The sequence below is a fragment of the Bacteroidota bacterium genome (assembly GCA_016706865.1).
Taxonomy (GTDB): Bacteria; Bacteroidota; Bacteroidia; order Chitinophagales; family BACL12; genus UBA7236.
In genome coordinates, this window is sequence record JADJIS010000002.1 from 36,773 (window position 1) to 51,374 (window position 14,602).

General features: G+C 35.5%; 10 protein-coding genes. 9 read left to right on the forward strand and 1 reads right to left on the reverse strand.

Features of this window, described 5'->3' with window-relative positions:
• Position 1: 1 nt before the first annotated feature.
• Entirely contained in the window at positions 2 to 835 is an 834-nt protein-coding gene (locus IPI31_03405; GenBank protein MBK7566850.1) for a hypothetical protein, read from the reverse strand.
• 162 nt (positions 836 to 997) lie between these two features.
• On the opposite strand from IPI31_03405, the gene IPI31_03410 reads away from it, so the two are divergent.
• The 9 genes from IPI31_03410 (at position 998) to IPI31_03450 (ending at position 14,594) form a co-directional block, all read left to right on the forward strand.
• Positions 998 to 1,312: a DUF3817 domain-containing protein gene (locus IPI31_03410; GenBank protein MBK7566851.1), complete on the forward strand. Its 315-nt coding sequence runs from the start codon at positions 998 to 1,000 to the stop codon at positions 1,310 to 1,312.
• Between the two features lie 32 nt (positions 1,313 to 1,344).
• Positions 1,345 to 2,265 carry a hypothetical protein gene (locus tag IPI31_03415; GenBank protein MBK7566852.1) on the forward strand — a complete coding sequence of 307 codons (921 nt, stop codon included), beginning with the start codon at positions 1,345 to 1,347 and terminating at the stop codon, positions 2,263 to 2,265.
• Between the two features lie 965 nt (positions 2,266 to 3,230).
• Positions 3,231 to 4,034 carry a hypothetical protein gene (locus tag IPI31_03420; protein MBK7566853.1) on the forward strand — a complete coding sequence of 268 codons (804 nt, stop codon included), beginning with the start codon at positions 3,231 to 3,233 and terminating at the stop codon, positions 4,032 to 4,034.
• 617 nt (positions 4,035 to 4,651) lie between these two features.
• Positions 4,652 to 7,444 carry a T9SS type A sorting domain-containing protein gene (locus IPI31_03425; GenBank protein MBK7566854.1) on the forward strand — a complete coding sequence of 931 codons (2,793 nt, stop codon included), beginning with the start codon at positions 4,652 to 4,654 and terminating at the stop codon, positions 7,442 to 7,444.
• A 501-nt stretch (positions 7,445 to 7,945) separates the two neighbouring features.
• Positions 7,946 to 10,822 (forward strand): PAS domain S-box protein, encoded by a 2,877-nt coding sequence (locus tag IPI31_03430; protein ID MBK7566855.1) that lies wholly within the window; start codon positions 7,946 to 7,948, stop codon positions 10,820 to 10,822.
• 10 nt (positions 10,823 to 10,832) lie between these two features.
• Positions 10,833 to 11,204: a response regulator gene (locus IPI31_03435; GenBank protein MBK7566856.1), complete on the forward strand. Its 372-nt coding sequence runs from the start codon at positions 10,833 to 10,835 to the stop codon at positions 11,202 to 11,204.
• A 173-nt stretch (positions 11,205 to 11,377) separates the two neighbouring features.
• Positions 11,378 to 11,746: a hypothetical protein gene (locus IPI31_03440; protein ID MBK7566857.1), complete on the forward strand. Its 369-nt coding sequence runs from the start codon at positions 11,378 to 11,380 to the stop codon at positions 11,744 to 11,746.
• Between the two features lie 428 nt (positions 11,747 to 12,174).
• Entirely contained in the window at positions 12,175 to 13,911 is a 1,737-nt protein-coding gene (locus IPI31_03445; protein ID MBK7566858.1) for an amidohydrolase family protein, read from the forward strand.
• An 80-nt stretch (positions 13,912 to 13,991) separates the two neighbouring features.
• Positions 13,992 to 14,594, forward strand: a complete 603-nt coding sequence (locus IPI31_03450) for a hypothetical protein (GenBank protein ID MBK7566859.1) — start codon at positions 13,992 to 13,994, stop codon at positions 14,592 to 14,594.
• Positions 14,595 to 14,602 lie beyond the last annotated feature (8 nt).

Consider the following 14,602-nt stretch of genomic DNA (forward strand, 5'->3'; position numbering starts at 1 on the left):
ATTAAAAATGAAATGCAGCATTAATATTTAATCCGTTTTGATAATATAAAAGATTTAACGGTTTTGAATAATGTATAAAATTAAATTGATAGGACGCACCAATATCCCACCTGTTATTTAAAACATATTCATAGTTTAATTTCAGATTTATTTGTTGCAGTTTTTCTAAGGTCTGCAGTGAACCATCCTCCAGATAAGCAAAAAAAGTTTTTATCCCCGAATGTGAAGAAATATTCTGAATAAATTCATCATCATTTGCCAAATAGGGTGAACGTGCAACCCATGCTGCCAAGGGGAAATGTGCTGCCACAGTGAATTGTTGTTTATCATTTACGCGATATTCAAACTGCGACCATGCCGATAAACCAAAGGAAGCAAAATATCCGAATGTTCCGAAATAGCCTGCGTAATAATATTGTGCATGAACGGTATTTTCACTTGCCGCTCCAAGGTACCAGCTATATTTTTCTGTTGATACCCATTCTTTCCCATGAACAAAATTTATTTTAACATGCGTAAAATCATTTCTAATTGTTTCTAAAGTATCGGAATCCGGAACACTATAATATTTAAAAGTTTTAAGATAAACAGGGTTAAAAGAATTAAAATATATCTCTGCCATATTTAGAAAACGATTTTCATGTTTGTAGATAATTCCAATATTTAACGGCGTAACATCTTTAAGAATAAATGGGGAGAAAATAAGATCCTGCATGGCAAGATGATGCAAACCATATTCAATAGTTATACTGTTTTTATTTTCGGTGCTATCCTGAGAAAATAAAACAGGAGCATTCATCAAAATAAAAACAAAACAATATACTGTTTTTTTCATCTCAATAAAATTTTACTGGCTCTTTTGGATATGTGTTCCAAGGTTCAAAACACTTCCATTCCGGCAAATATAATGGGTTTTTTGTAAGAGAACTCTACATTTAGAAGCAAAGTGAATACCTTTGCAACTCAAAATATTATTTCATCAGAACTAAAAAATAACATGCAAAAACCTTGGTATAAAACAGAGATCGGCAGATTCAGAACGGTTGCAATATGTGAGGGTATCTCCTTTTTGGTATTGTTATTTATAGCCATGCCCCTTAAATATATCGCAAATATGCCCATGGCTGTCGAGATAGTGGGCTGGGCGCACGGAGCCTTATTTGTGTTATATATGTTTACGGGATTAGACGCAAAGTTGGCACTAAATTGGAGCATAAAAAAAACTTTAATAGCCGTTTTTGCATCCATTATTCCCTTCGGACCATTTATTTTGGATAAAAAATTGCTGCAATCAGAAATGGAAAAAGTATAAAAAATATTTATTTTTAGGAAGAAATTATTCGTATGAAAAATTGTATTTACCTGTTAATTTTTTTTCTGAGTTCATCCCTTCTTGCGCAAAATGATTCTGCTATAATTGTAATAGGTACTAAATGCACTATGTCGCGGCCGAAAGGATTTACACCCGGAGTTGGTTTCAGTGGGTTTCAACAACCGGAAAGTGGAGCATCCATAGTTGTAGCAGAATTTCCTGCACCTTACAAACAATTAGTTTTAGGTTTTAATGGAAATGCATTAAAATCGCAGGGTATGAAATTAGAACAAAGTCAGGACATAGAATTTGATGGCAGAACGGCAACATTAATGCTTGTTTCACAGACCTTAAATAATGTTAATTATATTAAACACATTCTTTTATTCGGAGATTCTACTTTTACTGTAATGGTAAACGGAATTTATCCCGAATCAGCAAAATATCTCGAAGAAAGCATAAAAAAAGCGATCTATACCGTTAAATATAATCCTATACAAACCGTTGACGGTGAACAAACTGCAGATTTTAAAATTGATATTAAAAAATCAGATCTGAAGTTTGCTTCTTTTATGCAAGGCAGTTTAATTTATACTTCTGATGGAAAAATGCCCCCTGAAACGGATGATAAAACCATGTTAATGGTGGGATCATCTTTTCAAAATGTTGCAGTGGACAACAGAAAAGAATATTGCATTAAACGCGTAAAATCATTACCCTACGGAGAAAAAAATGTAGTGGAAGAAATTAATCCTATCACCATAAATTATTTAGAAGGTTTTGAATTAGTTGCTTATGGTTTCGATAAAGAAAAAAATAAACAACTCACCTATCAAACCATTCTTTACACCGAAGTGGGAACCTATTTCATAATCCTCGGATCAACTACTACTGATTTTGAGAAGAATTTAGCGAACTATAAGAAAGTTGCGAGGACGTTTGAGAGACGTTGAATAGTGGGCAGTGGCAGTGGCAGTGAGCAGTGGGCCCGTGGGCAGGTTGTAACATTGGGGAATTTCGCTTCGAGTTGAAAGAGTCAACAGTCAACAGTGGGCAGTAAACAGTGGGCAGTTAGTAACATTGGAGATTATTACTTCGAATTGAAAATGTATTTTTATTCGAACGAAATCGAAAGCTCCCCTATGGGGTTGGGGGCCCGTGGGCAGTTAGTAACATTGGAGATTATTGCTTCGAATTGAAAATGTATTTTTATTCGAACGAAATCGAAAGCTCCCCTATGGGGTTGGGGGCCCGTGGGCAGTTAGTAACATTGGAGATTATTGCTTCGAATTGAAAATGTATTTTTATTCGAACGAAATCGAAAGCTCCCCTATGGGGTTGGGGGCCCGTGGGCAGTTAGTAACATTGGAGATTATTGCTTCGAATTGAAAATGTATTTTTATTCGAACGAAATCGAAAGCTCCCCTATGGGGTTGGGGGCCCGTGGGCAGTTTGATGCATTGGAAGTTTTCGCTTCGGGTTGAAAAGTTAAGAGTCAACAGTAAACAGTGGGCAGTGGGCAGTTGTAACATTGCAGATTTTCGATCGAGCCTCAGTTGCTCCGAATCAATTATATTCGAGAAAATAAGGAATCACGGCAAAATAAATTGGAAGTTTCCATTGCAAAGTAAAAGTTTACATTAGGTAATAAAATTTTCACGTGAGCTCAGGAGCCCCTTTTCCAACCTTTCCTCCTCTTCCTTCCTTTTTTATTCCTTAGAACCTTACCCTTCTCCCTTAGAATCTTCTCCCTTCGATTCTTCAAGACTTCTCCCTTCGATTCTTTGAGCACCTCGCTAACCCTGCCAACCTTGTAACCCCCCTCCCCCCTTTGCATTTTCCAAAATCTACCTTACATTTATCCAAAATTAAATCTATGGGCTTTTTCGAGCGAATGTCAAATGGATGGAAAATTTCTATGAGTAGTTTTTCGGTCCTCAGAAAAAACAAACAATTAATTCTTTTTCCGATCTTATCAGGAATAGCATTAATTCTTTTAACACTGTCGTATATGGTGATATTATTTGCACCAAATGGATGGGATTTTAATAAGACGTATAACGAAAGTTCTATAGTTCATTATTTAATGTTATTTGTTTTTTATCTCATTAATTATTTTGTGATCGTATTTTTTAATATGGCACTTATTCATTGCGCGAGAATTTATTTTGAAGGTGGTAAACCTACATTAAGTGATGGTTTATCATTTAGTATGAGCAGAATCGGAGATATATTAGCATGGTCGGCAGTGGCTGCTACTGTGGGATTAATATTCAGATTGTTGGAAGAAAATCTGGGTCGAATTGGGGAGATCATTACAGCAATACTGGGCGTTGCGTGGTCGGTTACCACATTTTTTGTTGTTCCGGTTCTTGCTTATGAAAACCTCACTCCCATTGCTGCGTATAAACGTTCCATTAAAATCATGAAAGAAAAATGGGGTGAATCTTTAGGAGCAACTTTCAGCTTCGGTATAATTCAATTACTTGCCGTATTATTAATTTCAGTCCCTCTGTTTTTTATTGGATCTCAATTCGGAATAATTACAGGAATTATATTAGCAGCTATCGGATTATTATTTATTATTTCTATTATTTCTGCTGCACAATCTATTTTTATTTCCGCAGTTTATTTTAATATCAACGATAAACCCGTTGCCGATTTCGACAATGAAACCCTTGACGGAATATTTATTCAGAAGGAGAAGAAGAAGTTGTTTTAGTCAACAGTCGCAGTCGCAGTCGCAGTCGCAGTCGCGGTCACAGTTTGTAACATTGGAGAATAGCGCTTCGAGTTGAAAAGTAAACAGTAAACAGTGGGCAGTGGGCAGTTTGTAACATTGGTGGTTGTAGCTTCGAGTTGAAAATCTAATTATAATGTTAACGAAAACGAAAGCTCCCCTATGGGGTTGGGGGCCAGTAGCAGTCACAGTTTGTAACATTGGAGATTTTCGCTTCGAATTAAAGGGTTTTTTGGTTCATGCCTCTACTGAGACCCTCGCTGGGAGCGAGAGCCTCAGTTGCTCCGAATCAATTATAATCAAAAAAATAAGGAATCACGGCAAAATAAATTGGAAGATTCCATTGCGAAGTAAAAGTTTACAATAGGTAATTAAATTTTCAGGTGAGCTCAGGCGCCACTTTTTCAACCTTTCCACCTCTTCCTTCCTTTTTTAATCCTTAGAACCTTAACCTTCTCCCCCTGCCCGACGCGGTTAGCAGGCGGGTTCGATTCTTCTCCCTTCGATTCTTTAATAGCTCCAAGCTTAGTTAACTTTCGTTTCGGAGCACTCTAAATACTAACTACCATATACTCTCTCAAATGCATTAATTTTATCGCATGACTCGAATTTATACCTTTTTAATTGCGCTGGTTTTCACTTCAGGCATTTCGGCGCAAGTTATTTATACCATTCCGGCATTTCCTACCCAGGATGAACCGATCACAATTATATATGATGCAACACTTGGCAATGCTGCGTTGATGGATGTACCTCCTCCAATTTATGCGCATACCGGTGTAATTACCACGGAGAGTGTATCACCTACCGATTGGAAAAATGTGCAGGGTGTTTGGGGAACTGCAGATCCGGAAGTTTTAATGACGGAAATCGGTGATGATCTTTATCAATTATCCATAACGAGTATCAATGATTTTTACGGGCTAACTGCTGATGATACTGTTTTGCAAATGGCATTTGTTTTTAGAAATGAATCGGGAGCAATTGTGGGAAGAGATACGGATGGTTCTGATATTTATGTGGATGTATATGAACCCGGATTAAATGTTGCAATAACATCACCTGTAATTGATCCTTTAATTGTATCCCCGGGCGAAAATGTGCACATAGAAGTAATTTCGGTATTGGCAGATTCCATGTATTTATATGTGGATGGAGTGGAGTTGGTAGCCACAGATATTGCAACTATTGCTTATGATATAATTGCAACGGAATTAGGTCCTGCGGAAATTCGTGTTGTTGCAAAAGGTGATGGGGATATAAAAGTAGATTCTACTTATTATTATGTTATTGGTGATCCTATTGTGGAAGCAGTTCCGGCAGGATTAAAACAGGGAATTAATTATATCAACGATACTACAATTACCTTAATACTTTTTGCACCATTTAAGGAATATATTTTTGCCGTTGGCGAACATAGCAACTGGACATTAAGTGAAGAAAGTTTTATGAAACTCGATCCCGATAATGCAACGTGGTGGGTTACACTTACGCATTTAATTCCGGGAAAAGAATATCCTTATCAATATTTTATTGATGGCGTTTTATGGGTAGCAGATCCCTTAACAGAAAAAGTGTTGGATCCATGGAATGACGGATCAATTTCGGAAGAAACATATCCTGATCTTTTAGATTATCCTTTCGGAAAAACAACCGGGATTGTTTCTGTTTTTCAAACTGCTCAACCGGAATATGCATGGGCAATTACAGATTTTATTCCTCCCGCAACAGACGACCTCGTAGTTTACGAATTATTGATACGCGATTTTGTGGCCAAACATAATTATCAGACCTTATTGGATACTTTATCTTATTTAAAAACCCTGGGCGTAAATGCAATTGAATTTATGCCTGTTATGGAATTTGAAGCAAATGAAAGCTGGGGTTACAATCCGAGTTTTTTTATTGCACTGGATAAATATTACGGAACGCGTGAGGCATTTAAAATATTTATTGATAGTTGTCACGCAAATGGAATTGCAGTTATTTTAGATATTGCAATGAATCATGCATTCGGGCAAAGTCCTTTAGTGCAAATGTGGTGGGATGCTGCATTAAATGCCCCTGCGGATAATTCACCTTATTTTAATCAAATACCTACACATGATTATAATGTCGGATACGATTTTAATCATGAAAGCAGTGCCACAATTAATATGCGCAACATAGTATTTACTTATTGGCTCCAGGAATTTAATGTGGATGGATATCGTTTCGATCTTTCCAAAGGATTTACACAAAATAATACTTTGGGTGATGTTGGTGCATGGGGATTATACGATGCTGACAGAATAAATACCTGGAAAAATATCGGAGATGTTTTATGGGATGTTAATCCGAATGCGAAATTAATTCTCGAACATTTTGCAGAAAATACGGAAGAAAAAGAATTGGCGAACTACGGATTTATGTTGTGGGGAAATTCCAATTATAATTATGCGCAAGCTACCATGGGATATACCGGTTCTGATGTTTCCTGGATGAGTTATCAAAACAGAGGATGGAACGATCCGCATGTTATGGGATATATGGAAAGTCACGATGAAGAGCGATTGATGTTTAAAAATCTCGAGTTTGGAAATACTGTAAATCCAGATCACAACGTAAAAGATCTTAATACCGCATTATACCGGATGGAAACTGCCGGCGCATTATTCTTCACCATTCCCGGACCAAAAATGATCTGGCAATTTGGTGAAATGGGATATGATATCAGCATTGAATATGGATGCAGAGTTTGTAATAAACCAATTTTATGGGATTACATCACAGATAATAATCGCCTGCGCATTTATCAGGTGTGGAGCGAATTAATTCATCTCAAAAAAACTTACTCCGCTTTCAGCACCGACGATTACAATTTAAGTGTAAGTGGATTTGGAAAAAGAATTAATTTAAATGATCCAACCATGAACGTGACAGTTCTCGGAAATTTCGATGTTAATCTCGGCTCTGTAAATCCAAACTTTCAACACAATGGCTGGTGGTTCGAATATTTTTCGGGTGATAGCATTAATGTTATAGACGTAAGTTCCGTTATCGCATTAAATCCCGGCGAATACCGTTTATACACCGACAAAAGATTAACCACCCCCGAAATAATCGACGGCATCGGCGAATTATATACTCAACAAAAAAATGATCTTTTCATTTACCCAAACCCATCCTCAACAAATTTTGTAATTGAAACTTTCCTCACCAAAAATTCGGATGCTGCGATAGAAATTTATAATGCATCTGGAGAAATAGTTTACGCCGAACAACTAAAAAATCAACCATCCGGAATTTTAACTTTTAATTGGAATACAAATTCCATGAAAGCAGGCATTTATGTTTGTAAAATTGTTGCAGGTGATAAGGTGAGTTTGGGTAAGATGGTTTTAGTGGATTAAATGGGTAGCTCGGAACTGTGTTTTCTTTGATTTACCAATCACAAATTGATTATTACTTAAGATATTAATCTTAACTTACCTTGATTTTGTTGTGTTTCAGCTTACATAAATCATTAAAACTTGCATAATTTGCAAGTTTTAATGATTTATCACATCAATTACAACCGCTAGGTAAAAGAACAACTTCAAAGATTCGGCGAGCTGTGAAGTTTTCTCTAATAACATTAGTATCGTTTTTCAATGAAAATTTTACAATTTGGCATGCAAAAAATGCAGAGAACCAACCTTTTTGTGAAAAAAAAGTAAAATGATACGGTTAAAGGATCAATTTATTGAAAAAAATGAAAAAGAACGTGCAATTAAATTCCGGAATTTAAAATATGACTCAATTTCCTTTAGTGGGCTTTTTCAAAGCGGATAAAAAAATAAAACCATTTGGAAATCAAAAACAATTGACTGTATTTTTATCCTGTTTTTGCGAACCCTGAAAAATTACCCTCAATGACATCTCAAAACAGAAATCTGCGTGTTGTTTTTATTGCTGCCATTTGTTTTGTGGTTGTACTTTCGGTTTTTTCTTATAACAGAATTAATGCACTTATCGATACATCCGCATTAGTTAATCATACTACAAAGGTTACACTCGAACTCGAAAAAGTGATTGGCAATTTGAAAGATGCTGAAACAGGACATCGGGGTTACCTGCTTACACATGATTCCTTATTTCTTGAACCTTTCACAAATGGTTTGATCGAATATTCCCAAAATATTAAGGAGCTAAAACAACTTACTTTAGAAAATCCCGAACAGCATCAAAGTCTGGAAACCGTTGAACGACTTGCTAATAATCGTGAGGATTATTTATATAAAACACTCGAGATCGATAAGGTGAGAACACCTTCTGCAGATGAACTTTTATTTGGTAAAAAGATCATGGACAGTTTGCGAACCGAGGTTAACATAATGATTACCCGTGAAAATGATTTATTGGGAAACCGGAATGAGCAGCTGCTAAAACAAACAAAGATCGCCCCTACCTTGCTTTTAATTTTGAGTTTACTCGCATTAGTAATACTTGTGATCTCCTTTGTAAAATTAAACAAGTCGTTGATCCGGGCACAAAAATTAAAAATGGAAATTTCAGATTCCATTCTATCAAGAAAACTAATTGAAGCGAGTGAAATAGAATTGCAGTCATTGGTTAAACAAGCTCCGGTATCCATTGTACTTTTTGAAGGGGAAAGCCTGGTGACAAAGATTGCCAACGAAACGGCGTTGCAGCTAATGGGGAAAACAGCGGAGGAAGTTTTAGGAAAAAGAATCGATGATTACTTTCCAGATCAGCTTGAAAGGAAAAGTATTTATCTCAAAGTTTTTAAAACAGGAATACCTTATTTAGGTAAAGCAGTAGAATTAAAATTTACAAGGTCTGGCCAACAACATATCGGCTACTACGATTTGAGTTATACTCCTTGGTATGATGTGCATGGGAAAATAAAAGGTGTAATGTCGGTGGGAGTTGAAGTAACTGAAAAAATTCTGGCACAAAATAAAATAGAAGAAAGCAAACGTCTTTACGAAACAATAACCCAACATACACCTGATCTTATTTATGTATTTGACCTAAACGCAAGATTTATTTATGCAAATGAAGCATTACTTACAATGTGGGGAAGTACCTGGGAACAATCCATTGGTAAAAGTTTATTAGAAATTGGATACGAACCCTGGCATGCTGAAATGCATGAGCGGGAGATCAGTGAAATTAAAGCGACAAAAAAATCCATACGCGGTGAAGTTTCCTTTCCACATGCCACATTGGGAAAACGCATCTATGATTATATATTAGTTCCGGTTATAGATCAACATGGTAATGTGGAAGCTATTGCAGGTACTACGCGGGATATTACCCAACAAAATGAAACAAGAAAACAGATTGAGGAGAGTGAAAAACGTTTCCGCGACATGGTGGAACAGGCTCCTGTGGCAATATGTGTTTTGCGCGGAAAAAATTATGTAGTGGAGTTGGCAAATGAGAAACAACTCATTTTATGGGGCAAGACCAAAGAAGAGGTAATGAACAAACCCATATTCATCGCGATACCCGAAGGAGCGGGACAAGGATATGAGGAACTGCTTGAGGGAGTATTTAATACGGGTAAATCATTTGCAGCTCAGGAAGTTCCTACAACCATCATTCGAAATGGCAGATATGAAACATTTTATACAAATTTTGTATTTGAGCCATTGTATAATAATGAAGGTATAATAGATGGGATAATGTCTGTTGCCTCGGATTCCACAGAACAGGTTGTTTCAAGAAAAATAATTGAAGAAAGCGAAGAACGTTTCCGTTCGCTTGCCGAAACCTTACCGCAATTAGTTTGGATCACCGATGTGCATGGCAACTCGGAGTTTGCCTCCAAACGCTGGGAAGAATATTCAGGTGTAAAACCCGGCGGAGAAAAAGAATGGAAATCAATTGTACATCCTGATGATTATGAGGCAATCAATGCAGAATGGATGAATAGTTTAAGCACCGGAAATATTTACAGGTATGATGTACGTCTTAAAAATAAGGAGGGAGAATACAGATGGTTTAGTGTAAATGGTGAACCCGTTTTAAACACACAAAATAAAATAGAAAAATGGGTGGGTGCATTTACTGATATACATGATCAAAAAATAAAGGAAGAGAAGAAGGATGAATTTATAAGTATTGCCAGTCACGAAATGAAAACACCGCTCACCACCGCCAAAGCGTATTTACAAATGCTGGAATTAATGTTGGACAACAATAACGATGAGGCAAATCTATATGCAAAAAAAGCGAGCCAGTCGGTGGAACGGCTCAATGAATTGATAAGCGAATTACTCGACGTAAGTAAAATAAGACTCGGCAAATTAAATTACACTATTACTACTTTTAATTTTAACCAATTGCTGGACAGTACGGTTGAAAATATTCAGCTTACTTCCACCACACATACCATTATTAAAACCGGAAAAGTAAAAGATGAGGTAACCGGAGATAAGGAGAGATTGCAACAGGTAATTATTAATTTGTTAACCAATGCAATAAAATATTCGCCGCGTGCAGATAAGGTTTTTATAAATGTAGAGCAGGAAAATGACAAAATAAAAGTTGCTGTAAAAGATACCGGCATTGGTATTGCGCAACAAAGTCTGGATAAAATATTTGAAAAATACCATCGCGTGGAGGAGCATTCCGTTCGTTTTCAAGGTTTAGGTATCGGTTTATTTATATCCTATGAAATTATTCAAAGGCACCATGGTAAACTATGGGCAGAAAGCGAGCCGGGAAAAGGAAGTACATTTTATTTTACTTTACCAGTTAATATAAATACTCACATTTAAAACTGAAACCATGCAGCAAATTAACCAGAGTAAATGTATTTTGATCTATGAAGATGATCAGGAAATTGTTCTTCTTTGTAAAACCATTTTAATCAAAAATCACTTTCGGGTAGAATCATTTTCAAGTTGTGAAAATGTACAAAGTGATATGGAAAAAATAAAACCCGACCTCATTTTAATGGATCTCTGGATTCCGGAAATCGGGGGTGAAAAAGCAATAATTAAAATAAAAGAAAATCCAGCCTCACACCAAATTCCTGTAATCCTATTTTCCGCCAATTCCGATATACAGGAAATATGTAAAAAAATAAATGCCGATGGATATATTCAAAAACCATTTGATATACAAACGTTTTTGGATACAATAAAACAACATATTTAGTTTTTACATAAATGAACAGCATGAATTATATCCAAAACAAATTTCATTTTACCTGGGTTTACATTACACCATTTTTAGAGATATATAAAGAGCGTATTGAATTCCTCCAATAGTTTGCCTGTTCCTCTTGGGGTACGGTTATTGGGTGATTTTGGTTTCATTAAAATAATATTATGAACAATCAAAAACAATTCGGCGTTTGGATGGATAGTCATAACGCTACTATAGTAGGTAACGGAAATATAGAAGGTGGCCCATTAATGGTAATTGCTCATATAAAAGGGGAAACTATTTCCCCTAATTCGAGCGAAAAAACTTCCAACAACCATGAGAAAACTATTCAATTAAAGTTTTTTAAAGAAATTGCGTTACATCTGGTAAATGCTACTCACGTACATGTTACAGGTACAGGACAAGCCCAGGAACAATTTATGCATTATCTATCAACCACTCCCCAATTTAAGAATAGCAAAACCACAGAGTCTACTTCAAATAAAATGAGTGATCAAAAGCTTATTGAATTCATGTCTGATAAGTTCTGATCTTTGTTTATGGCAACAGCAAAATTTTAAACAATATTGCTGTTGCTATATTTATTTCCATTAAAGCATTCATATGAAATCCGTGCGCAGCATGCAACAAGGAATTGTAGCAACTGGCTCTGACAATTGTAATCACTGACTCATCTCTCTCCAATTCTTTTGTTGCCGGCATGACCTTTTATTCATCAGCGCTCACATTTAGGCTACTCTCTATAGTGTTCGTACTGCATTTTTGGTGATATTTGCCAAAGGCCTCCAAGATCGTGCTGAAGTTTGTATTTTTAGATGAAGTTAGTGTGGAAAAAGGTAAGATTATTTTAGCGGTTAAAAATAGAAATCCTAAATAGTTCTTTAACTGCAATTTGTTGAAGACTAAACAAAGCAAAAGCAAAAAAAATAGTATTAAAAAATAATTAACCAACCCAATTATGATAAACAAAATACTTTTCACCCTCCTTTTACTAATTGCATCATTCTCCCTTTTCGCTCAGACTTATATAACCAATATAGCTGTAGCCGATGTTGAAAATCAAAAATTGATTCCTGATCAAACAGTTGTTATAACGAATGACATAATTACTAAAATTCAATCAAGTAAAATAAAAATCCCTGAGAATGTAACAGTGATTGACGGAACCGGTAAATATCTGTTTCCAGGACTAACTGATGCCCACATACATTTTTTTCAAAACGGTGGTTTGTATACTCGTCCGGATGCAATTGATTTAAGAAGTGTGATGCCATATGTTAAAGAAATAGAATTGTCACACCAAACGATGGAAGACAAATTGCGTAGGTATTTGCAAAACGGCATTACTAATGTAATTGATGTTGGCGCAACGTATAATTTTTTGAAACAAAGAGAATTATTTAAAAATGAAACCTACGCACCATCTATTTATATGACTGGCCCTTTGTTGACAACTTACGAACCTATAGTATATGAAAATTTAAAAGACGATGAACCATTTAGCTTAGTAAAAACCATTGATGAAGGCATAAAAATGGTACAGCAACAATTACCCTATCAACCAGATTTTATCAAAATTTGGTACATCGCAGGTAGAGATGGTTTAGACGTTGAAGCCAGTGCGAGAAAAAATTTACCTGTAATAAAAGCCATTATTGAAGAAGCACATAAAAATAATTTAAAAGTAGCCGTACACGCAACTCAAAGAATTACAGCACAACTTGCTGTAGAAAACGGTTGTGATTTTTTAGTACACAGTATTGATGATGAAGTAATAAAAGATGATTTTTTACAATTACTTAAAAAAAACAAAACCATCCTTTGCCCAACTCTGCTAGTTCACGATGGGTATGGCAATACTTTTAGCCAAAAGAATAACCTTGGTAATCACGAATTGCTAAAAGCCGATCCGTATCAATTAGGTTCTTTGTTAGACTTAAAGCATTTATCAGATACTTTGCTTGTAAACAAATACAAAAATTATTCAAATTCGAAGGAAAATGTTGCAAAAGCGAATAAAACCAATGCAATCAGTTTAGAAAATCTTAAAAAACTATCCGATGCGGGCGTTTTAATTGCTACGGGAACAGATGCTGGAAACATAGGCACTTTACACGCTTCTTCTTATTTGAATGAACTGATCGCGATGCAAAAAGTTGGAATGAGCAATTGGCAGATCATTCAAGCTTCAACAATTAATGGCGCAAAAATTCTAAATAAAGAAAGTGAATTTGGAACGGTTACGGTTGGTAAAAAAGCGAATTTGATTTTGTTAAATGCAAATCCAATTGACAGTATTGAAAACATCACAAAAATATTTCGTGTGATCAATAAAGGAGTAGTTTTTAGTCCCGAAACACTAATTGAAGAAACCCCAACCGCATTAGCACAACGACAATTAAATGCCTATAACTGCAGAAATATTGATGCTTTTTTAGAGCCCTATGCTGATGATGTTGAAATTTATAATTTCCCTGATAAATTTCTCTATAAAGGCAAGGAAGAAATGCGGAAAACCTATTCAAAAATGTTTGAAGAGACTCCAAATTTACATTGTGAATTATTAGGCCGTATAGTACAAGGAAATGTTGTAATAGACAAAGAGCGTGTTCAGTTTAATGACAAAATTATAGAAGCTGTTGCAATCTATCACATTGAAAATAATAAAATCAAAAGGGTGTATTTTATTAGATGATGTTTTTATAATGAGAATTATAAGCCTTCCGGAGAAGACATTTGAGGAGGGTAAATTTAAGATATACCATTGGTCGATGTATGATAACACAACGAATTAAAATATGCACAATTTTAATAGTTGTATTCATTTCAATTTCCTGTGATAGAAAAGATGAACCACTTAGTTCTAACAGCAATGAATATAGTGGTGTTGACAGGGTTGTTGTTTACCAGGACGACCCTTCAGATTCTATTCCCGAAGATAAAATTATTTGCCAGGCAGCCTACGGCAACATGCCCAATAATTTGAAACCTGACTTTAATATTAACTTTTGTAAAGACAATTTTGGGTTTCCATATTACTTCCCCGACAAAGACGAATTAACCGGAAAAGCCGACCAAACAATAACGATTATTGAAAATAAACATCTCCCAATTTCACAAAGCACTCAATACAAATTGACCTACGACAAAAAAGGCCGAATAACTAAATATTCAATCAGGGGTCCATCAACTATCTATGATTGTGACATTATACATGACAATCAAAACCAAATTAAACAAATTACAGATCGGAGGAAAAAAATTCTGATCACCTACAACGAGTTTGGTAATATTTTAAGCTTATCTGAAATAACTCCAGACGGGCAGGAAAATAAAATTTTGACATTTTTTTATACTTATGTTGTGTTGCCGAGGTGACAGAAGAA

Bases quoted from the DNA above. Each gene is read 5' to 3' on its own strand.
- IPI31_03425 (MBK7566854.1), top strand. From the start codon at position 4,652: ATGACTCGAATTTATACCTTTTTAATTGCGCTGGTTTTCACTTCAGGC.
- IPI31_03440 (MBK7566857.1), top strand. From the start codon at position 11,378: ATGAACAATCAAAAACAATTCGGCGTTTGGATGGATAGTCATAACGCT.
- IPI31_03435 (MBK7566856.1), top strand. From the start codon at position 10,833: ATGCAGCAAATTAACCAGAGTAAATGTATTTTGATCTATGAAGATGAT.
- IPI31_03410 (MBK7566851.1), top strand. From the start codon at position 998: ATGCAAAAACCTTGGTATAAAACAGAGATCGGCAGATTCAGAACGGTT.
- IPI31_03420 (MBK7566853.1), top strand. From the start codon at position 3,231: ATGAGTAGTTTTTCGGTCCTCAGAAAAAACAAACAATTAATTCTTTTT.
- IPI31_03450 (MBK7566859.1), top strand. From the start codon at position 13,992: ATGATAACACAACGAATTAAAATATGCACAATTTTAATAGTTGTATTC.
- IPI31_03430 (MBK7566855.1), top strand. From the start codon at position 7,946: ATGACATCTCAAAACAGAAATCTGCGTGTTGTTTTTATTGCTGCCATT.
- IPI31_03415 (MBK7566852.1), top strand. From the start codon at position 1,345: ATGAAAAATTGTATTTACCTGTTAATTTTTTTTCTGAGTTCATCCCTT.
- IPI31_03445 (MBK7566858.1), top strand. From the start codon at position 12,175: ATGATAAACAAAATACTTTTCACCCTCCTTTTACTAATTGCATCATTC.
- IPI31_03405 (MBK7566850.1), bottom strand. From the start codon at position 835: ATGAAAAAAACAGTATATTGTTTTGTTTTTATTTTGATGAATGCTCCT.